At 55.2% G+C, this 18,412-nt stretch carries 21 protein-coding genes and 1 tRNA gene; 13 read left to right on the plus strand and 9 right to left on the minus strand.

Going from position 1 to position 18,412, the window contains the following annotated elements; translation table 11 throughout:
- Positions 1-91: transfer RNA gene (locus tag MY069_RS00005), tRNA-Ser, on the minus strand.
- 116 nt (positions 92-207) lie between these two features.
- Here MY069_RS00005 and MY069_RS00010 point away from each other — a divergent pair.
- The 5 genes from MY069_RS00010 to rpoN all read left to right on the plus strand — a co-directional run bounded on the left by MY069_RS00010 (position 208) and on the right by rpoN (position 4,422).
- A complete protein-coding gene (locus MY069_RS00010; protein WP_482796729.1) occupies positions 208-822 on the plus strand; it encodes a ribonuclease D in 615 nt (204 codons plus the stop codon).
- A gap of 78 nt (positions 823-900) precedes the next feature.
- Entirely contained in the window at positions 901-1,563 is a 663-nt protein-coding gene (locus MY069_RS00015) for an LPS export ABC transporter periplasmic protein LptC (RefSeq protein WP_482795031.1), read from the plus strand.
- 3 nt (positions 1,564-1,566) lie between these two features.
- On the plus strand, positions 1,567-2,085 hold the full coding sequence (locus MY069_RS00020) for an LptA/OstA family protein (protein WP_482795032.1): 519 nt from the start codon (positions 1,567-1,569) through the stop codon (positions 2,083-2,085).
- Positions 2,086-2,170: 85 nt separating this feature from the next.
- Complete coding sequence (gene lptB / locus MY069_RS00025) at positions 2,171-2,905, plus strand: LPS export ABC transporter ATP-binding protein (protein ID WP_482795033.1); 735 nt, start codon at positions 2,171-2,173, stop codon at positions 2,903-2,905.
- An 11-nt stretch (positions 2,906-2,916) separates the two neighbouring features.
- Positions 2,917-4,422 (plus strand): RNA polymerase factor sigma-54, encoded by a 1,506-nt coding sequence (gene rpoN / locus MY069_RS00030; RefSeq protein WP_482795034.1) that lies wholly within the window; start codon positions 2,917-2,919, stop codon positions 4,420-4,422.
- Positions 4,423-4,433: 11 nt separating this feature from the next.
- Here the strand turns inward: rpoN and MY069_RS00035 are convergent, their stop codons facing one another.
- Positions 4,434-6,938 carry a ligase-associated DNA damage response DEXH box helicase gene (locus MY069_RS00035; RefSeq protein ID WP_482795035.1) on the minus strand — a complete coding sequence of 835 codons (2,505 nt, stop codon included), beginning with the start codon at positions 6,936-6,938 and terminating at the stop codon, positions 4,434-4,436.
- Positions 6,939-7,037: 99 nt separating this feature from the next.
- On the opposite strand from MY069_RS00035, the gene MY069_RS00040 reads away from it, so the two are divergent.
- Positions 7,038-7,706, plus strand: a complete 669-nt coding sequence (locus MY069_RS00040) for a hypothetical protein (RefSeq protein ID WP_482795036.1) — start codon at positions 7,038-7,040, stop codon at positions 7,704-7,706.
- Here the strand turns inward: MY069_RS00040 and MY069_RS00045 are convergent.
- The gene (locus tag MY069_RS00045; protein WP_482795037.1) at positions 7,703-9,157 is read right to left on the minus strand and encodes a serine hydrolase domain-containing protein; all 1,455 of its coding nucleotides are present in this window, start codon (positions 9,155-9,157) and stop codon (positions 7,703-7,705) included. The genes MY069_RS00040 and MY069_RS00045 overlap by 4 nt on opposite strands.
- A gap of 112 nt (positions 9,158-9,269) precedes the next feature.
- On the opposite strand from MY069_RS00045, the gene MY069_RS00050 reads away from it, so the two are divergent.
- Positions 9,270-10,298, plus strand: a complete 1,029-nt coding sequence (locus MY069_RS00050; RefSeq protein WP_482795038.1) for a ligase-associated DNA damage response exonuclease — start codon at positions 9,270-9,272, stop codon at positions 10,296-10,298.
- A gap of 10 nt (positions 10,299-10,308) precedes the next feature.
- Here the strand turns inward: MY069_RS00050 and MY069_RS00055 are convergent, their stop codons facing one another.
- The gene (locus MY069_RS00055; protein ID WP_482795039.1) at positions 10,309-10,557 is read right to left on the minus strand and encodes a (2Fe-2S)-binding protein; all 249 of its coding nucleotides are present in this window, start codon (positions 10,555-10,557) and stop codon (positions 10,309-10,311) included.
- Between the two features lie 65 nt (positions 10,558-10,622).
- On the opposite strand from MY069_RS00055, the gene MY069_RS00060 reads away from it, so the two are divergent.
- The 3 genes from MY069_RS00060 to MY069_RS00070 are packed head-to-tail and all read left to right on the plus strand — an operon-like array spanning position 10,623 to position 12,505.
- The gene (locus tag MY069_RS00060) at positions 10,623-11,510 is read left to right on the plus strand and encodes a methylated-DNA--[protein]-cysteine S-methyltransferase (RefSeq protein WP_482795040.1); all 888 of its coding nucleotides are present in this window, start codon (positions 10,623-10,625) and stop codon (positions 11,508-11,510) included.
- 33 nt (positions 11,511-11,543) lie between these two features.
- Positions 11,544-12,035 (plus strand): hypothetical protein, encoded by a 492-nt coding sequence (locus tag MY069_RS00065; protein ID WP_482795041.1) that lies wholly within the window; start codon positions 11,544-11,546, stop codon positions 12,033-12,035.
- Positions 12,032-12,505, plus strand: a complete 474-nt coding sequence (locus tag MY069_RS00070; protein WP_482795042.1) for a lactoylglutathione lyase — start codon at positions 12,032-12,034, stop codon at positions 12,503-12,505. The genes MY069_RS00065 and MY069_RS00070 overlap by 4 nt, the downstream gene beginning before the upstream one ends.
- Positions 12,506-12,519: 14 nt before the next feature.
- On the opposite strand, the gene MY069_RS00075 is transcribed toward MY069_RS00070, so the two are convergent.
- From MY069_RS00075 to MY069_RS00090, 4 genes are all read right to left on the minus strand, one after another.
- The gene (locus tag MY069_RS00075; RefSeq protein WP_482795043.1) at positions 12,520-13,395 is read right to left on the minus strand and encodes a fatty acid desaturase; all 876 of its coding nucleotides are present in this window, start codon (positions 13,393-13,395) and stop codon (positions 12,520-12,522) included.
- Positions 13,392-13,586 (minus strand): hypothetical protein, encoded by a 195-nt coding sequence (locus MY069_RS00080; RefSeq protein ID WP_482795044.1) that lies wholly within the window; start codon positions 13,584-13,586, stop codon positions 13,392-13,394. The genes MY069_RS00075 and MY069_RS00080 overlap by 4 nt, the downstream gene beginning before the upstream one ends.
- A 38-nt stretch (positions 13,587-13,624) precedes the next feature.
- Positions 13,625-14,179, minus strand: a complete 555-nt coding sequence (locus MY069_RS00085) for a DUF3833 domain-containing protein (RefSeq protein WP_482795045.1) — start codon at positions 14,177-14,179, stop codon at positions 13,625-13,627.
- A gap of 69 nt (positions 14,180-14,248) precedes the next feature.
- Positions 14,249-15,361 carry an NADH:flavin oxidoreductase gene (locus tag MY069_RS00090; protein ID WP_482795046.1) on the minus strand — a complete coding sequence of 371 codons (1,113 nt, stop codon included), beginning with the start codon at positions 15,359-15,361 and terminating at the stop codon, positions 14,249-14,251.
- Between the two features lie 162 nt (positions 15,362-15,523).
- Between MY069_RS00090 and MY069_RS00095 the strand changes: the two genes are divergently transcribed.
- Entirely contained in the window at positions 15,524-16,609 is a 1,086-nt protein-coding gene (locus MY069_RS00095) for a hypothetical protein (protein WP_482795047.1), read from the plus strand.
- Here MY069_RS00095 and MY069_RS00100 read toward each other — a convergent pair.
- Positions 16,606-17,025 (minus strand): hypothetical protein, encoded by a 420-nt coding sequence (locus MY069_RS00100; RefSeq protein ID WP_482795048.1) that lies wholly within the window; start codon positions 17,023-17,025, stop codon positions 16,606-16,608. The two genes, MY069_RS00095 and MY069_RS00100, sit on opposite strands and share 4 nt — an antisense overlap.
- A gap of 132 nt (positions 17,026-17,157) precedes the next feature.
- On the opposite strand from MY069_RS00100, the gene MY069_RS00105 reads away from it, so the two are divergent.
- Together MY069_RS00105 and MY069_RS00110 are read left to right on the plus strand one after the other, a co-directional pair.
- Positions 17,158-17,838 carry a DsbA family protein gene (locus MY069_RS00105; RefSeq protein WP_482795049.1) on the plus strand — a complete coding sequence of 227 codons (681 nt, stop codon included), beginning with the start codon at positions 17,158-17,160 and terminating at the stop codon, positions 17,836-17,838.
- Positions 17,832-18,401 (plus strand): DsbA family protein, encoded by a 570-nt coding sequence (locus MY069_RS00110; protein ID WP_482795050.1) that lies wholly within the window; start codon positions 17,832-17,834, stop codon positions 18,399-18,401. Before MY069_RS00105 ends, MY069_RS00110 begins: the two co-directional genes overlap by 7 nt.
- Positions 18,402-18,412 lie beyond the last annotated feature (11 nt).

Genomic DNA, 18,412 nt, shown 5'->3' on the forward strand with positions numbered 1-18,412 from the left:
TGGCGGAGAGGAAGGGATTCGAACCCTCGATACGCTTATCACGTATACTCCCTTAGCAGGGGAGCGCCTTCAGCCACTCGGCCACCTCTCCGCGAGGCCCAAACCCCTAATAATATCGTTGCAGGATGGCAAGCTTGGATGTGGCTATGGTGGCGGCTTTTCGCAGATAGGCTTGCAAGCGGGCGAGAGCGGGCCTATTCCGCCAGCATGAACAATATTACCCTACATAAAGGCGATTTGCCTGCAGGCTTGGATCTGGGATCGATCATCGCCGTCGATACAGAGGCGATGGGGCTTAATCCCGTGCGAGATGCGCTTTGCGTTGTCCAAATCTCTGCCGGTGATGGCTCAGCCCATGTCGTGCAGCTCGAGCGGACTTATGATTGCCCGAACCTCAAAGCGCTAATGTCAGATCAGGCAGTGCTCAAGATCTTTCACTTTGCGCGCTTTGATGTGGCCATGATGAAGAAATGGCTGGGCGTTGTGTGCGCGCCGGTTTGGTGTACGAAAATCGCTTCGAAACTGTCGCGGACTTATACTGATCGCCATGGCCTGAAAGATGTCACGCGCGAGTTGATTGGCGCGAACATGGATAAGTCCCAGCAATCTTCTGATTGGGGGGCGGAAGAGCTCAGTGACCAACAATTGCAATACGCTGCCAGCGATGTTTTGCATTTGCATGAGATCAGGACGGGATTACTCGCAATGCTTGAGCGGGAAGGGCGGGTTGAGCTCGCGCAAGCCTGTTTTGACTTCTTGCCGGTCCGCGCTGATCTTGATCTTCAGGGTTGGGACGAGACCGATATCTTCGCCCACAGCTAATCGATGCTTGCGAGAGTGTGACGGAACTGTCATGTCAAAGCGCTGTTCTCGCTGAATTTTGTCGCATAGTAGAGTTATATGAATACCGCCCACACTGAAATGTTGGCTCAATGGGCCCCGCAGCGCCAGATGACCCTGGCGCAAGCGCGGCGGCGGTCGAAATTTGTTGGGACTTTGCGGATGATGTTCGTTGCGGGTGCAGCGATCTCGGCCGGTGTGATTATCGGCCCGATTGCGGCGACTACGCTGACCGGGCCGGGCGAACAGGTCGATCAGCTGGCCGGTGATGAAGTGGTCACGATGGTCAATGCGCGCTTTACCGGACGCAATATAGCCGGCGAAGCCTATGTGATTACGGCAGCCGAAGCGCATCGCCGCCGCGCCGATCCGAATGTGATTAATCTCACGCGGCCACGTTTGGTTGATGATAAAGGCACTGAGGTCAGTGCGCCGGTGGGTGTGTATTATCAAAACGCAGAATATCTCGACCTCTTTCAAGCGGTGAAAGTCCGCGATCGGGAAGGGTATGAGTTTGAGACCACGGCGGCACGTGTGTTCGTTCTGGATGGCCGGGTGCAGGGCTTAGAACCGCTGAGCGGCAGTGGCCCTCTTGGCTATGTGCGCGCAGACTCGTATGAAATTGAAGATGATGGCGACCGGGTCATCTTTCGCGGGAATGTTGATTTAACGATTTACCCCGACGGAGATGGCGACGACGACGCGGGTGCAGTAGAAGAGTAGAGAATGGCCGTGAAGAAACTAATGACCGCGATAGGCGCCCTGACGCTTCTGACCAGTGGAACTGCGATGGCGCAAGTATCAGGCGAAGGCGGGCCGATCCGCGTCAACGCTGATCGATCTGAAGTGCTTGATAAAGAGCGCAAAGTTATCCTGATCGACAATGTCGATATCACCCAAGGCAATGCGCGACTGCGGGCAGATATTGTCACCATTGAATATGGAGCGACTGGCGACACGACGACAGCGGGGCTTGGGTCCAATTTCGGTGACATCCGCTCTATGACCGCGCGCGGGAATGTTTTCTATGTGACGCCAGACCTTAAGGCGAACGGCGACCTCGGCGTTTATGTAGCCTCGACAGACACAATTACGCTGACCGGCGACATCGTTTTGGTGCGCGGTGAAGATGTTGCAAAAGGCGAACGGCTGGTCATGGAACTCGAAGCCGGAAAGACAACCCTTGATGGCGGCGACAGTCAGGTCAATATGGTTATCGTCCCTGGCGAAGGGGACGGTCGATAAAATTCAATCTATCGACATAAGTGGAATTTAAGGCTGTTATTATAGGAGATTAGACCTAGAGCTAATCACTAGGGAGCTGAAACATATGGATCAGACTGGCCAAGGCCTCGTCGCAACTGGACTCGCCAAGACCTTTGGCAAGCGTCAAGTTGTCCATGATGTTTCGCTGAGTTTGCAGCGGGGCGAAGTTGTTGGGTTGTTAGGACCGAATGGCGCGGGGAAAACTACCTGTTTCTACATGATTATGGGGCTGATCGGCGCCGATGACGGGTCTATCCGCATCGACGGCGCAGATGTCACCGCACTGCCAATGTATCAGCGTGCGCGCCTCGGACTTGGATATCTTCCGCAAGAAGCCAGCATTTTCCGCGGCATGAGCGTCGAAGAGAACATTATGGCGGTGGTCGAGCTTGTCGAGAAAGACAAGTCGGAACGTCAAAACCAAGTCGATTCTCTGCTGGATGAGCTGCACATCACTCATCTGCGGTCACAGCCATCGACCAGCCTGTCGGGTGGGGAACGCCGCCGTGTGGAAATCGCACGCGCTTTGGCGTCTCGACCAGCCTTCATGCTGCTGGATGAGCCTTTTACCGGGATCGACCCTTTGGCGATCTCTGATATTTCTGACCTGATTGGTTATCTCAAAAACCGCGGTCTTGGTGTCTTGATTACAGATCACCAAGTGCGGGAGACCCTGCAAATCGTTGATCGAGCGTCGATCATCTATGAAGGCAGCGTTTTGTTCGAAGGGGCGCCGGAAGACGTCCTGAACAATGACGATGTTCGCCGAGTCTATCTCGGCCAGAGATTTGCGGCGTAGGGGACAGAGCCATGAGTGCGTATCAACGTTTAGACATGCGCCAGGGGCAATCCCTGGTGATGACGCCGCAACTGCAGCAAGCGATCAAATTGTTGCAGCTTTCAAACATCGAATTAGCCGAATTTGTTGCTGAAGAGATTGAAAAAAATCCGCTGCTAGAGCGCGGTGACACTTCAACTCAGAACGAATTCGAAGGCGAAGCCGACAAGTCTAAAGGCCGCGATGAACTTGCGCTGGATGGATCGGAAGGCATGGGCAACGCCCGGGACGCCGTCGATGCCTCCGACGCGGATATGTATGAAGCGGGAACCGGCTCAGACGAAGCGCGGACCGCGAATAGCCAATCAGGCCCGTCTGCGAGCACCGATTGGTCAAGCGTCGGATCTGGACGCGGCATGAGCGATGATTTCGATTTCGAAGGGTCTCTCTCAAGCGATAAGTCTTTGCATGAGCATTTGCATGACCAACTCGCGATGGCGGGCCTCAGCCAAGCCGATAGTCTCATCGCGGCGCGTCTGATTGACGAGACCGATGATGCTGGTTTTTGCAAAGTCGATCTCGACGAAGTGGCGCAGGCGCTTGGCGCCGATCCCGCCAATGTGGAAGCTGTCCTAGAGGTTTGTCACGGTTTTGACCCGACGGGGATCATGGCGCGCGATTTACCTGAGTGTTTGGCGCTGCAACTGAAAGAGCAGAACCGCTTAGACCCTGCCATGCAGGCATTCTTGGACAATCTCCATCTTGCGGCAAAGCATGATATTAAGGGCTTAGGCGAAGCGTGCGGCGTCGACAAAGAAGATGTTATGGACATGCTGGTAGAGCTGCGCTCGCTGAGCCCACGCCCAGCATCTGGCTTTGCGACGGAAGCGACCATTGCTGTGGCGCCAGATGTGTTCGTTCGGGAAATGCCAAACGGCATGTTTGCTGTCGAACTGAACAGCGAAACGCTGCCACGAGTGCTGATGGACAAAGCCTATTATGCCGAAGTCAGTGCGCTGCCGATGCGGGATCAAGAGAAAGAATTTATCTCTGAGTGTGCCGCGAATGCGACTTGGCTGATCAAATCGCTCGATCAGCGCGCTCGCACCATCTTGAAAGTCGCAAGCGAAATCGTTCGCCAGCAAGACGCTTTCTTCGCGCATGGCGTCGCGCATCTTCGCCCGCTCAATTTGAAGCAAGTCGCGGACGCGATCGAGATGCACGAGTCGACGGTTAGCCGTGTGACGAGCAACAAATATATGGCTACTCCGCGTGGCCTGTTTGAACTCAAATACTTCTTCTCGGCGGCGATCCCATCGACGGGTGGTGGCGAAGCTCACTCTGCCGAAGCCGTGCGTTATCGGATCAAGCAATTGATCGATGAAGAAGGCGAGAAGGTCCTGTCAGATGACAAGATTGTCGAAATTCTCACCGAGTTCGGCATCGAGATCGCGCGTCGGACCGTGGCGAAGTATCGCGAAAGCCTGGGCATTCCGAGTTCTGTTCAACGTCGCCGGATGTTGAAGGCAAGCGCTTAAGGCCTATCCGTCTATATCGACATCGCGTCCGCAATCAGATCCGCCTCAGCTTCACGCAGGATGGCTTCTTCGACGCCCGCACTGTGAACAGGCTCTTTGCCGACTTCAAGCATAACCGGCACTGCAAACGGGCTGATCTTGGGCAGGTCGTTGAGGACGATTTTACCTCGGACGCGCGTGAGCATGTCGGACAGGCGTCTAATGTCTAAGAACCCAGTCGCCGCGTCGTGGCGCGCGGCTTGGAGCAAGATATGATCTGGTTCGTGGCTCCTTAGGACGTCATAGATGAGATCGGTTGAAAACGTGACTTGTTTGCCGGTCTTCTCTGCCCCCGGCATGCGCCGTGCGATCAGGCCCGATATCTGCGCGCAATGGGCAAAATGGCGTTTCATCAAGACAGCCTCTTCGAGCCATTCTTCGAGATCATCGCCGAGCAGGTCCGGCGCGAAGAGGGCATCCATATCAAGCTCACCCATTGGTTCCATCGCCCAAACGGCCATCGCATATTCGGAGGCCACGAACCCCAAAGGTTTCGCGCCCATGCGATCGAGCCGGCGGGTCAACAGCATTCCCAGTGTCTGATGTGCCAATCGGCCTTCAAACGGATAGCAAGTTAGGAAAAACCGTTCTCCGCGTGGGAAAGTTTCCACCAGCAGCTCATTCTCGTCCGGAATAGTCGAACGCTCGTCTTGGACTTCAAACCATTCTCGAACTTGATCGGGGAGGGCAGGCCAGCCATCGCGATCATGGATCATTTTCCGAACCCGCCCGGCCAAAAACTGTGTCAGGGGAAATTTTCCGCCATTATAGCTCGGAATGGCGGGATTTGTGTCGACTGGTGCCCGTATCGTCAGGCAATCTGTTTCCCGTACGCCTAAAAAGCGAAGAATCTCGCCTGCAAAGAGAAAGGTGTCGCCAGGGGTCAACGTTGAGATGAAATATTCTTCGATCTCGCCAAGTTTTCGCCCGGCGCGAAGGGCGGTACGGCCAGTCGTCTGTCCGGCTTTATCTTTGCCAATGCGGCTGGCGAGGCGGACGTTTAGGTGCTGGGCCTCAACGATGGCGCCTACATTCATCCGATGCTGCTGCTTGTCGCGCTGTGTGCGGGCGAACCAAACCCCTGAGCGTGTGCGCGTGATCCGTTTAAATCGGTCATAAGTCTTGAGGGCATAGCCGCCGGTTGCGACCAGATCGACGACCCGCTCATAGGTCTCCCAATCTAAGTCTCGATAAGGGGCGGCGGCGCGGACCTCGTCAAACAGAGCGGTCAAATCAAACCCTTCACCGCAGGCGCGTCCCAAAATGTGCTGCGCTAAAACATCCAGCGCGCCCTGGCGGATGGGTTCGCCGTCGATTTCCCCCGCTTCGACCGCCGCTTCAGCGGCGCGGCATTCGAGAATTTCAAAGCGATTGGTCGGAACCAGCATCGCTTGGCTTGCTTCATCCATCCGATGATTGGCTCGGCCAATGCGTTGGACGAGGCGCGCCGCCCCTTTAGGCGCGCCCATCTGGATAACTAGATCAACCTCGCCCCAATCAATGCCGAGGTCCAACGTGGAGGTGCAGACCACGGCTTTTAACTGGCCTGCAGCCATTGCGGCTTCGACTTTTCTCCGCTGTTCTTTGGCAAGTGAGCCATGATGAAGCGCGATCGGCAAGCCATCCTCATTCGCCGACCATAATTCCTGGAACATGAGTTCAGCTTGAGAGCGCGTATTGACGAAGACCAGCGACATGCGGGCCGCTTTGATTTGCTCATACACTTCGCCGACTGCAAATCTTCCGGAATGGCCAGACCAAGGAATGCGCTCGTCAGAGATCAGAATGTCGACATCGGCGTGAACACCGCCTTCAGATTCAATCAGTTTTGGTTGGTCCTGCCGGACACCGAGCCAGGATTGCAAAACCGCTGGGTCGTGCACCGTCGCTGAAAGACCAATAAACCGGCACGCGGGCGCCCATTGTGCAAGAGTCGCGAGGCCGAGGTTTAATAGATCGCCGCGTTTGCTCGGCGCAATGGCGTGGATCTCGTCAATGATCACGCATTTTAGGTCTGCGAAAAACTCCGCCGCATGATCAGAGGCAATGAACAGCGCGAGTTGTTCTGGCGTCGTGAGGAGAATATCCGGCGGCGTTCGTCTCTGCCTTTGCCGTTTATGGGCAGGGGTATCGCCGGTCCGCGTCTCGATCTTGATGTCGAGGCCCATTTCTTCGACGGGGGTCATCAAGTTCCGGGCGACATCAACGGCCAGAGCCTTAAGCGGAGAGATATACAGCGTGTGCAGGGCCGGGCGATCACTGTTTCGCTTAGATTTGTCGGAGAGCTCAATCAGGCTGGCGAGAAAGCCTGCCAGCGTTTTGCCGCCACCTGTGGGGGCGATTAGAAGCCCGCTCTCTCCGCGTAGGGCGGTTTCCGTCAATTCGAGTTGATGTGCGCGGGGCGCCCAACCGCGCTTACTAAACCAGCGGCCGAACACGTCTGGCAGAACGAACGGAGGAGCGATTGTGTCAGGCATCTCCTCTCATCTAGCGCACTCTTCTGGTCTTTTGCAGATTTTTCATCTGACATTCAGCCAGGACTTGGTCTTAAAGAGGTTTGAGTATTAGGAGCCTCCATGTCCCGAACAATTATCCTGTCCGCTTTCGCCGTTTCGTCAGCGCTTTCCGCTTCTGCAGACCCGGTCTTGGAAATGATGCGCAGCGTCTCGAAAGAGGGGCCAGTCTATGCCTATGAAATGACTTATTCAGGTGAGGGCGTCGTCGCGACCGGCAAAATTGACCCGAGCCAACCCGAAGGACAGCGCGTTGACTTGTACACGCCTGAAGAGAGCGAATTGTCGGACGAGTTCCGCGAAGGATTGGAGGAAATCGATGCTGAGGCTGATGGCGACATCTGGTGCACCGATTTTGCCGAGATGGTGCCCCTGGATGCCGAAACCGTGTCTCAAGACCAAGGCACAGTCACATATGCTTTTACACCGGTCCCAGACGCGGATGCCGATAAGACTGAGCAAAAAATGATGAAGAAGCTGAATGGTCAGGTGACTCTCGACAAAACCGATGGTGCCGTTCTGGCTTTCAATATGAGGCTCCCAAAACCGTATAAGCCGGCCATGGTAGCTAAAATCAATCGGTTCGAGATGGCCGCGTCTTGTACCCGCGCACCGGACGGCCGTACTTATGTTGAGCGGTTCGATTTCGATATCGCAGGTTCAGCGATGATGCAGAGCTTTGAAGAAACCGTCACTCGACAAATCACCAAACTCTTGGATCCCGTCGGCTAGTCATCCTCTTCGGCTTCGGCGGCCGCTTCAGCCGCCAAGCGGGCGCGTTCGGCCGCATCGAATGACGCCACGATATCGCCTGTGAGTTTCGCGATTTCAAAGCGCGGCTCACGCGCGACATCAAAGCCGCGGCGGACGATGACCAGATCTCTAGACGGTACAATGACCATATGTTGTCCGCGGTTCCCAAGGCCTGCAATCGTATCAATCGGGGCACCATCGACGCCGCCAATCAGCCAGAACGATCCCGCATAGCCGAAATCGCCGTCAGGTTGCGCTGATGAGGGGTTGGAAACGAAATCCATCCACCATTCCGGTAAGATGCGTTCGCCGCCCCAGATCCCGTCTTGGAGATAAAGTTGACCAAGACGGGCCATGTCCCGAGCGGTCATCCAGACTTGCGATGATGACATGTAATCACCGTTCCAGTCGGTTTCGAGCGTTGTGTGGCGGGCGCCGATTTTGTGGAGCACGCTCGCATAGGGAAATGCACGATACGCGGCATCGTTATTCAGCGCTTCACGCAAAGAGCGCATCGCAATCAGTGTATCCACGTTGGAGTATTTGAACCGAGAGCCAGGAATGGCTTCCATAGAACGCGCAGCGAGCGTGTCAGAGATGCTTGCCCCGCCGAAATAAAGTCGATCGGTTCGAGAGCCTGGGGAATTCGATTCCAGGCCGCTGGTCATATTGAGGACATTGCGAAGGGTGATGAATCGGCGGGGGTCTCCCCCTTTGTTGAAGTCCGAAATCACCGCTTCATTGTCGAGGCCAAGAAGCCCCTGATATACAGCTGCGCCGATGATGGTGGATGTAAGCGATTTCGCGACAGACCAGGTGCGCTGCGGCGTGGTGCGATCTATGCCGCGGGCATACTGTTCCGCTACCACCTGTCCTTTGTGAAGCACGATCACGGCGCTGGTCCGCGTGCCTTCGCCATAGGTGCTTCCATCGAAGGCGAAACTGACAGGTACGCCAAGTAAATCGAGGGCGAACGTGTTCTCAGTCAGGGTAACATTGTCGCCAAGTGCGGTGGTGTTATCCGGCGCATCCATGCTTGGCATATTGAGCAAGCTTGGGAGCCAATCAGTTGCCGTCGGTGGGGTCCCGATTGGCAGCAAAGAGCACCCGATGCCTGGCCGCCAGACTGCAGCGCGAGGATTCAAATATCCATCAAACTCAACGATCACGGTCTTTTCTTCGGCGATGATCTCAGCGTCACCGATTTCGTCCATTACCGGTCGATAATCGACATAGATGCCAGAGAGTTCATTTGCAGCAATCTCTGAGAGGCTCTGACCGGCGTTGAAATAACCGCTACACGTGAACAGGGCTTTGTATCCTGCTGCTAGCGCGCGTTTCGTGGTATCACTTGGGGCATAGTCTTGTGCTAAGGCGACCGAACTCAAAGCTAGTGTTATTCCAGCGGCTAGGGCAGCAAGACCACGCATTTCAAACTCCTCGGTGAACGGTATCAAACCAACTTATGCGCGTTTGCTTATCGGCTGCAAGCGGCGGAAATGGGGCAGTGTTCGAACGTCGCGAACGAGATATAACAAGGCCATGATCCGACCAGATTTATTGCTGCACGAAACGCCAAAGGGGCTCTATTGTCCGCCCGGTGATTTCTATATCGATCCGGTGCGTGGCGCGGTTGATCGGGCGGTCATCACGCATGGTCACGCTGACCACGCTCGCGCCGGTCATGGCGCTGTATTGGCGACGCCTGACACGCTCAAAATTATGGCGGCCCGTTATGGTGAAGCGTTTACCGCAAGCCGTCAGCCGCTCGAGTTTGGCGAAACGGTTGAGATCAATGGCGTCACGGTCTGGCTGGCGCCCGCAGGACATATTTTGGGTTCGGCTCAAGTTGTCGTGGAATGGCGCGGATTGAGGATGGTCTGCACCGGCGATTATAAGCGCCGGCAGGACCCAACCTGTAAACGGTTTGAAGTGGTGTCGAACACGCATGTCTTCATCACCGAGGCGACGTTTGGATTGCCGGTATTTCGCCATCCCGATGACCGGGCCGAGATGGCGAAGCTTCTGCACAGCGTCGAACTGTTTCGCGAGCGAACCCACCTGGTCGGGGTCTATTCCTTAGGCAAAGCCCAGCGCGTGATCGCTCTATTGAGGGAGGCGGGATACGATCGCCCGCTCTATATTCATGGCGCCCTAGAGAAGCTCTGCACTTTATATGAGCAAAGCGGGGTCAAACTCGGCGAATTGCGACCCGCGACGCTCGAGAATGGTCAGCGCGGGGAGAGCGCGCAATTCGCGGGAGAGATCGTTTTAGGACCGCCTGCGACCTTCAATGATAAATGGGGTCGCCGATTTCCTGACCCGGTGACCTGTTTCGCATCAGGCTGGATGAGCGTTCGTCAGCGCGCAAAACAACGCGGGGTCGAGCTCCCCCTGATTCTATCTGATCATGCGGATTGGGACGAGTTGACGCAAACGGTTCGAGACGTAGATCCAGAAGAATTGTGGATCACACATGGTCGTGAAGATGCGCTTGTACGCTGGGCGGAACTCGAAGGACGTAAAGCAAGGCCGCTTCGGCTGGTCGGTTACGATGAAGAAGGGGCGTAAGCGTTGACGCTTATTCAGCTGCAACGAGCGTGAGCTCTGAGCCGTGTGATTCGAGCGTGTCTGAGATCACTTCACCAATTGCGCAACGGCACTTGCCGCAATTAAACTGACACCCATGATGAGCTTGCACCGCCTCTGGTGAGCGCGCGCCAGCTTCCACGGCTTCGCGAACTCCAGTCTCGTTGATACGGCGGCAGATGCAAATGATCATGAGAATGATTTGCATCATCTGCGAATGATTGTCAAGAACGATTCTCATCTAGCTCCCCATTTTGGCGCAAGAAACGGGTGGCGCCCGGCAAAAGGGCTTGGCATTGTCAGCATATGACGACTGTATTGATGCCTTTGAACGAACGATGCGCGGCCTATGACCGTATGGCGGACGCGCTAGAACACCTTGGTGAAACCTGGCGAGACTGGCCGGATTTAAGAACTTGCGCTTCCGCTGTGGGGCTTTCTCCCAGCCATTTTCAGCGTGAATTTACGAGATGGGCCGGGATCAGCCCGAAACAGTATCAAGCGAGTTTGGCGCATGCTGAGGCGGGCGACCTGCTCCGCCAAGGCGCCAGTGTTTTAGACACAACCTTTGAGACCGGGATGTCATCGCCGTCTCGGCTCCACGATCTGTTCATTGCCCACGAGGCGCTGTCTCCGGGTGAGGCGAAAGCGTCAGGGCAGGGGGCGCGACTTTCGATCGGCAAAGCGTCGACGCCGTTTGGAACGGGCGTGTTTTTGATTTCTCCGCGAGGCCTATGTGGTCTCGGCTTCGTCGACGACGCGGCCGTGGAAAAAACTGGATTTGAGCATCCGGGCTATAAGGAAGACCAAGTGTTCGCGGATATGGCTGCACGATACAAGAATGCAGACATCCAGCGCGATGATACAGAGGCCTCGCGTTGGGCCGCAAAAGTCTTTGGCGATGGAGGGGAGATACCTTTAGCGCTCTATGGAACCCCCTTTAGACGCCAAGTTTGGCGCGCACTGTTGGAAATTCCCGCAGGAGAAACATGGACTTATGGTGAGGTGGCACGCACCGCCGGAAACGAGAAAGCGGCTCGCGCGGCGGGTACAGCAATTGGCGCAAATACAATCGCATGGCTGATTCCATGCCATCGCGCGCTTGCATCTGACGGTAGGTTACATAATTACCATTGGGGTACGGCGCGAAAACGCGCCATGCTAACGTATGAAAAGGTGCACACGGCGATCTAGAGGTCGGCAAGTTCACCGCAGGGAGGTGGACGGATGTTTGTCGATAATTTTACACCGATCTATTATTTGATGTTTGCGCCAATCGCGATCTGGGCGGCGGTTTTGGTCTGGCGTTGGATAAACGCCCCCGCGCTCGGCGAGCAGGTCTATGATTCGAATGTCGAGAAGGGTTTGATCAGCGATCGAATTCCGCGACATGAATTTGTGCGCAGTTTTGCGAACGCTGAGCGCCCGCGTCTCGGCATCTATCAATGCGGTGTAGCGTTGTTTGCCTTACTCATTCTTCCGATGATCGTGTCGGCTTTTTACGGCATGACGCAGCGGATGAATAATTGGGGTGAAGACAACATTCAGTTCACTGTCCGCCAGCAGAACCTGGGCAATATTCTCGGCGACTTCATGACCATTCTAATCATTATGGCAGTCAATGTCGTTCTCCTCGCCGCGGTTACCTATTTCTATTATCGGAACCGTCCGCCATCGCTGAGATCAGAAATCCGCCGGCTTGAGGAGCAATATAAATGAGTGTTGAATTTCTACACGCCATGGTGCGGGTGACCGATATTGATGCGGCGCTAAAATTCTATGGCGATGGGCTTGGACTAAAAGAGTTGCTGCGCTTTGACAGCGAAGAAGGCCGGTTCACATTGGTCTTCCTGGCGTCCCCTGATGATATTGAACGCTGCGGCGGTGTGCCGGAAGGTGTGCGGCCGACGCAAATGGACATTCCAATGGTCGAGCTAACTTATAATTGGGATCCAGAAGACTATCAGGGTGGCCGAAATTTCGGGCACCTGGCCTATAAAGTCGGCAATATCTATGAAGCTTGTAAGCGGTTCCAGGCGCTTGGTGTGGAGATTAACCGTCCGCCGCGAGATGGTCGTATGGCATTCGTCCGTTCACCGGACGGGATCTCTGTCGAGCTCCTACAAAAAGGCCAGCCACTCGCGCCGGAAGAACCTTGGGCAAGTATGGAAAATATTGGCGCTTGGTGACTTAAGCGGAATATTCAAAGCTCGTGAACATTACATCCGCGGGCTTCTAGGATCGGTTTCAATTCCCAATAGGCGCGTGGCGTCCGGTAAAGCGGAATGCGTGGATGCAGATGGTGGATGATATGATACTGCATCCCTAAAGATCCGATATTTCCGAGAACAGACCGGAAGCTGCGTGTATCGCGATAGCGCCCAGTTGTGTCGCCAGGGTGATGCGGGGCCCAGCTCAAATAGAATTGGATATAGGTCAGGCCGATATGCCGGGGCAGCCACCACAATAGCGCTGCTTCGATCGCATATCCTGACCATGCCAAGGCGAACAGAATGCCGAAATGGATCAGCTGGTAAATCACGCCGTCTAGAACAACGTCTTGACGTCCGATCCGTTCGAGGATGGCGCCATAGGCGTTTAAACCGCCCTCCGCGCGCGGCTGGCGGTAGTAAATGCTTCTCCAAATCGCATCCAGCGGGCCGTTGGCATGGCTGGCATAATCTGGATCTTTTTCAGGGTCATTGGCGTGCTTATGGTGTTCCATATGCGTGTATTTCGCGACCCGATAGGGCAAGACGAGCGGAATGATCGAGATGTGGCCAACCAATTGATTAAGCCATCTCAGTTTGCTGCCAGGCTTGGCAATAATATCGTGTTGGGCTTCGTGGCTGGGGAGATATGAAAGCGCAATATTTACGGTCGCAATGATGAAGCCGAGCCAAAGCGGGATGACCCCAAACATCACCAGCGGCCATAGGCTGAGCCAGACGAAGAAATTGGTGAACGCCCAAATCACAGCTAAATAGGGGAATTTGTCGATATGCCGAGCGGCAATATCGCGCTCCATCCGCAACAGCTCTCCTTCCGAAAGTTGCGACAAGTCTTGCGCGGAACTCATACCCATCTCCCTCTAAATTGTGCAACGAGCCCTAAAGTGCCGCCAACCAACAGTCCGGTCACAAGTGGCGTCAGGCCGAAAGGCGGCGTCCAGGCCATGGCTTGAATGATTTGCGAGGTCAGGGGCGCGAGAAACGCGAGCCCAAAGAGCAAAGGACCGAGATAGAAGATCGTTTTGAGCACCGTAATCATGCGCTCTTATTGCAAAAAATGACGCAGGCGTCAACTTTCTAAATTGAGCGCTCCTTCTGGAACGCGATCGTCACTTCACCAATACGTATCCCGAACCGTGTGACATAAGCACGATTGATCAAGACATTGTCTTCGAGCAGGTACATCCAGTCGTCGAAACCAACATTCCAGACACTGTCGCCAACTTTCAAATCGACTTTGTACTTCCAATTGAAAGCATTGCCGACAACTTTGCCTTGCGCATAGTCTGGGACGTCGCCCGCAATTCCGCGATACGCGCCATCTCCGAGGATATCGATGGTCCAAACGCGCGTATCCCGTTCGCCATCATCGTAGAGAAAGCGCTCATCAAGGGTTAGAACGCCATTCTCCACCGTGCCGGTGATATCGACTTTGAAACTGCGCCGAACTTTGCCAAACCGGTCTTCAAACACGCCATAAGCAGTCGTCTCGCCCAGAAAATAGTCTTCCAGGACGAGCTGTCGGGGTGCTTGCGCAAATTCTTCGAGTTGAGGGCCAGCAACGCAGCCTGTTGCAACAGCAGCGCTGGTGGCAACAGCGAGTGTTGGAGCGAATAAATCTGAGAGGCGCATAGAGCAGGACTTTCTTATCGTTGTCCTGTCTACGCGCCTCAATCCGGATTGGTTTACATTGGCGTGCGCCTAGTAAAGCGTTGCGAGTGCTTTCGCGTCATAATCTGCAAGCTCATCGGTGCGCCCGTCTTTGATTTTTTGGGCCCAGAATGGGTCTTGCAGCAGGGCTCGGCCAACAGCGACTAGATCGAACTCGCCCTTGTCGAGACGCTCAATCACATCAGAAATTGGGCGTGTTTTAGAATCTTCACCGGCAAAAGCGCCGATAAAGTCTGAGGACAGGCCAACCGAGCCGACCGTGATTGAGGTTAGGCCGGTTATCTTCTTACACCAGCCAGCGAGATTGAGACCGTCATCGCCATCGACTTCTGGGAATTCCGCTTCCCACCAGCGACGCTGGCTGGCGTGGAGCGCATCCACCCCAGCATCAGCAAAGACATTTAGGAATGCTTCAAGCTCCTGCGGCGTTTCCGCGAGGCGCGCGGTGTACTCTTGCTGTTTCCATTGCGAAAAGCGCAGGATGATCGGCATATCGTCGCCAACCTGTTTGCGGCATTCTTTGATAATATCTCCCGCAAAGGTGGCGCGTTGGGCGAGGTCGCCGCCATACTTGTCTTCGCGCGTGTTCATCACATTCCAGAAGAACTCATCGATCAGATAACCATGCGCGCCATGAATTTCGATCGCGTCAAAGCCGAGACGTTTGGCTTCTCCGGCGGCGTTTGCATACGCCATGACCATGTCAGCAACATCGCTTTCGCTTGGCTCAGGCTGTACTTGCTTGCCTTTATGGGTGCGACCAGACGGGCTGTCAGAGATCGCGTCTGGATCTGGGCCCGTGCCAGGCTTACGCATCATGCCGACATGCCAAAGCTGCGGAGCAATCTTGCCCGGCGTTTTGTGCACAGCGTCAACCACATTCGACCAGCCGGCGAGGGCATCAGACTTGTGAAAGTTCGGAACCCGCGGATCACTGGATGCGCCACCGCGATCAACCGTCGTGCCTTCGGTGATAATCAGGCCCACATCGGCATCGCCGCGACGTCCATAATATTCTGCCACATCTTCTCCTGGAACGCCGCCCGGCGAGAATGAGCGAGTCATTGGGGCCATTACGACGCGGTTGGGGAGAGTGAGGCCGCGAAGCTTGTAAGGTTCGAACAAAGGTGAAGAGCTGGACATGGAAAGATCCCTTTTCAATCAGATGCCGTATGTGCGGGCAGAGCATTCCACTCGCAAGTTTGACCCCGCGGCAAGATTCTGCCCTTTATTTTTCCTAATGTATTCAGAACCTATTCAGGCGAGCGAGCGCCTAGTGAATCGCAAGCTGCCGGGAAGAAAGCGATGAAAAAGACCCTGTTTGCCACAACATGCGCCTTAATCGGTGCTGCCGCATGTACGACGCCTGGAATTAATTATGAGGCGCGCCTCATGCCAGAGAGCCTTGCAGCTGCTGAAACACGTACGGTGCAGGTCGATCGCTTTCGGGGTCCTGGCGGCGGCTGGTATGCGCGCCAGTTCGAAACCATGATCGCAAATACCGTGTTTGATGGCGCGGCCTGGTTTACGCTTGCAGACTTTGAATATGGCGTTCCCGGAGGGACCCCAGCGGGCACCTATACCGGACATGTCGATATCGATGATTATGATTGGCATGAATATCACCGCACGACGAGCAAGTGTATCGAATGGGATGGCCTTTTTGATTGCGAGACGCGCGTCGATGTTGAAGAGCTTTGCGTCGAAGAGCGCGTGAATGTCAGTGCCCACCCACGCTTAATCGATGCCGACACAGGTGAGGTCGTGTTCTCGGGTTCATATGGCGGTTCATCAAGCCGAGAAAACTGCTTTGAAACTGGCGTTTATGACGGCGCCTTCAACAAGAAGATCAAGAAAAAGCGCCGTCGGCACGGTCTGTCCGGCTATCACTCAATCGGCTTTGCTGGCTTAGACGCGCCCGCTGATCTGGTTCGAGACGCTCTGTTCGAAACGCTCGCGCCGATCCGCAGAGATATTGCGCCGCGAAACGCGACCGTTCGCGCGACATTTATTACCGAGGCGCTAGACCCAGTAGCCCGCGCCGATCCACGCTTTCAGCAGGCTTTGGACATCTCGTCTAAAGATCCTTTTACCTCCTGTGCGATGTGGACGGGGATGGCCGAAGAATATCCAGAAGCGCCTGCGGTGATCCACAATTTGGGCGCTTGTGCCGAAGCAACGTCGGATTTCCAATCGGCTCAAGGGCATTATGCCAAAGCGGCAGAGCTTTCGGTCAAATTTAGTTCCGATGGCGTGACAGCAGGTGGCGACTTTTTGAAAGCGCTGAGAAAGCTATCAAACCAGCGGTCAGATTTGGAAGTGCTTGAGGAGCTGACGGCTCCATGGTTGCCAGTAGACAGCGAGGCTGAGGCAGCTGCGGCCGATTCTTAAAGCCCGAGGACGGCGAGGATGGCCGCAGCTGCGGCCGCCAAACCAAACAGAAGGGTCAAACTTACCGCGAGGATGCGCTGGGTCTTTCCCGGCGCTTCTTCTTTTCCATCGCTGGATTTGATCGACCCCAAGGTCCAACGGTTAGAGAAAAACCCTGCAGCAGCAATCAACGCTAGGATTCCGGAAACTGTGGCGCCGCCAAGGATGGCGAGCCCGGCGGCCACGAGCAGGATGACGGCGATCGGGTCAGAGGCCGATTTGAGCAATTCACGCACATGTTTCTCGGCCTGTGTAGCGGTCAGGTGATCGTAAGAGGTGTTGGGTGAAACAATCGCCGCGATCCACGCAGCCCCTACAGAAAGGCCGATCAGCAATGCAGCGCCGTTTTGGCCAAAGTCGCGAATGGTGTCTAACATCCAAATCCTCCGATCCGGCCATGCTAATGGGATTGTCTCTGCTCGGGTAGTGAAATTACAGGTGGCGCGGCGAGAGGGCTTGCATGACCTGAGATTGATGATGAATTTGAGCCTATATCAGGAGCATTGATCATGCAGGTTCTTCAAAGCGATGCCCCTTTGATCGTCTATGTCGATATTAAAAGCCCATACGCCTTTGTCGCGATCCGGCCGACTTTAGCACTCGAGGCCGAACTCGGGCTCCAATTTGATTGGCGCCCGCTCACTTTGGACATTCCCAGCTATCTCGGGTCGGCGGAAAAGAAGAAGGGTAAAGTCGTCGCCTCGAAAGGGCGGAGCCAACGCACCTGGAACGCCATCCGCTATTCGTATCGGGACGCCCGCCGCTATGCCCAGCGCCAAGGCCTGATTTTGAAAGGGACTGAGAAGATTTGGGATTCGACATTGCCCAATATCGGTATCCTCTGGGTGATGCAGGCCGCTCGAGATCGCCTTGGTGATTATTTTGAAGCGGTCTATCCGCCATTCTGGCGCCGCGAGCTAGATATTGAAGATATCGCGGTGGTCGAAGGCTGCTTACGGCAAGCAGGTGTGGACGCAGAAGGTTTTGCGGACTTTGCCATCGGCGATGGACGCGATCAGCATGATCAACGTCAACCGAAATTTCACTCAAACGGGATCTATGGCGTTCCGACTTATGTGCTGGGCGATGAGATCTTTTTCGGGCGCGAGCATATTCCCTATTTGCGCTGGGCATTGACCGGAAAGAGCGGTCCGGCGCCAGATATTGCTTATGAGATTGCCGCATGCTGACCGTCTATTTGGATTTCAAATCGCCTGGCGCGTATCTCGCCATGGCGCCAACTTTGGCTTTGGCGCAGCGACGATCGCTTGAAGTGAATTGGAAACCGTTTCGCGTCGTCGAGCGAGATGTCCCGAAGCTTGGCAAAGAAGAAACCGTTGGCGAAAGCCATCGCCGCGTCCGCGCGGAGTCACAACGCCAACTCGCCATCAAATATGCTGCGCATCAGGGGATAGACCTCAAGTTTCCTGAAACGCCTGGCGTCACTGATCTGGCGCTTGGCGCTTTGAGTGCGATTGAGGGAGACCCGCTTCCATACATAGAAGAGGCGTTTGAAGCTTATTGGGAAGCTCACGCGAACCTAGACGATCCGTCAGTGCTCCAATCCATCCTCGATCAGAGTGGGACGTCGTTGACGATTGATCTCGAAGACGTTCGAGCGCTTCTCGAAACCGCGCAAGAGCAAGCTGAAGAGTCCGGCATTGTCGGGGCGCCCGCCTATGTCATCGCGGATCAGATCTTCGTCGGGCGCGAGCACTTGCCTTGGATCGAAGAGCTCGCGCAGGCGTGTTGAGCCTAAAAGCG

Source organism: Hyphomonas sp. ske169 (assembly GCF_056850855.1).

Excerpts from the sequence above, each read along its gene's own strand:
- MY069_RS00095 (WP_482795047.1), top strand. The coding sequence starts at position 15,524 with ATGAAAAAGACCCTGTTTGCCACAACATGCGCCTTAATCGGTGCTGCC.
- MY069_RS00070 (WP_482795042.1), top strand. The coding sequence starts at position 12,032 with ATGAGTGTTGAATTTCTACACGCCATGGTGCGGGTGACCGATATTGAT.
- MY069_RS00020 (WP_482795032.1), top strand. The coding sequence starts at position 1,567 with ATGGCCGTGAAGAAACTAATGACCGCGATAGGCGCCCTGACGCTTCTG.
- MY069_RS00060 (WP_482795040.1), top strand. The coding sequence starts at position 10,623 with ATGACGACTGTATTGATGCCTTTGAACGAACGATGCGCGGCCTATGAC.
- MY069_RS00050 (WP_482795038.1), top strand. The coding sequence starts at position 9,270 with ATGATCCGACCAGATTTATTGCTGCACGAAACGCCAAAGGGGCTCTAT.
- MY069_RS00075 (WP_482795043.1), bottom strand. The coding sequence starts at position 13,395 with ATGAGTTCCGCGCAAGACTTGTCGCAACTTTCGGAAGGAGAGCTGTTG.
- MY069_RS00100 (WP_482795048.1), bottom strand. The coding sequence starts at position 17,025 with ATGTTAGACACCATTCGCGACTTTGGCCAAAACGGCGCTGCATTGCTG.
- MY069_RS00040 (WP_482795036.1), top strand. The coding sequence starts at position 7,038 with ATGTCCCGAACAATTATCCTGTCCGCTTTCGCCGTTTCGTCAGCGCTT.
- MY069_RS00010 (WP_482796729.1), top strand. The coding sequence starts at position 208 with ATGAACAATATTACCCTACATAAAGGCGATTTGCCTGCAGGCTTGGAT.
- MY069_RS00105 (WP_482795049.1), top strand. The coding sequence starts at position 17,158 with ATGCAGGTTCTTCAAAGCGATGCCCCTTTGATCGTCTATGTCGATATT.
- MY069_RS00035 (WP_482795035.1), bottom strand. The coding sequence starts at position 6,938 with ATGCCTGACACAATCGCTCCTCCGTTCGTTCTGCCAGACGTGTTCGGC.
- rpoN (WP_482795034.1), top strand. The coding sequence starts at position 2,917 with ATGAGTGCGTATCAACGTTTAGACATGCGCCAGGGGCAATCCCTGGTG.
- MY069_RS00045 (WP_482795037.1), bottom strand. The coding sequence starts at position 9,157 with ATGCGTGGTCTTGCTGCCCTAGCCGCTGGAATAACACTAGCTTTGAGT.
- MY069_RS00015 (WP_482795031.1), top strand. The coding sequence starts at position 901 with ATGAATACCGCCCACACTGAAATGTTGGCTCAATGGGCCCCGCAGCGC.
- MY069_RS00080 (WP_482795044.1), bottom strand. The coding sequence starts at position 13,586 with ATGATTACGGTGCTCAAAACGATCTTCTATCTCGGTCCTTTGCTCTTT.
- MY069_RS00090 (WP_482795046.1), bottom strand. The coding sequence starts at position 15,361 with ATGTCCAGCTCTTCACCTTTGTTCGAACCTTACAAGCTTCGCGGCCTC.
- MY069_RS00085 (WP_482795045.1), bottom strand. The coding sequence starts at position 14,179 with ATGCGCCTCTCAGATTTATTCGCTCCAACACTCGCTGTTGCCACCAGC.
- lptB (WP_482795033.1), top strand. The coding sequence starts at position 2,171 with ATGGATCAGACTGGCCAAGGCCTCGTCGCAACTGGACTCGCCAAGACC.
- MY069_RS00055 (WP_482795039.1), bottom strand. The coding sequence starts at position 10,557 with ATGAGAATCGTTCTTGACAATCATTCGCAGATGATGCAAATCATTCTC.
- MY069_RS00065 (WP_482795041.1), top strand. The coding sequence starts at position 11,544 with ATGTTTGTCGATAATTTTACACCGATCTATTATTTGATGTTTGCGCCA.
- MY069_RS00110 (WP_482795050.1), top strand. The coding sequence starts at position 17,832 with ATGCTGACCGTCTATTTGGATTTCAAATCGCCTGGCGCGTATCTCGCC.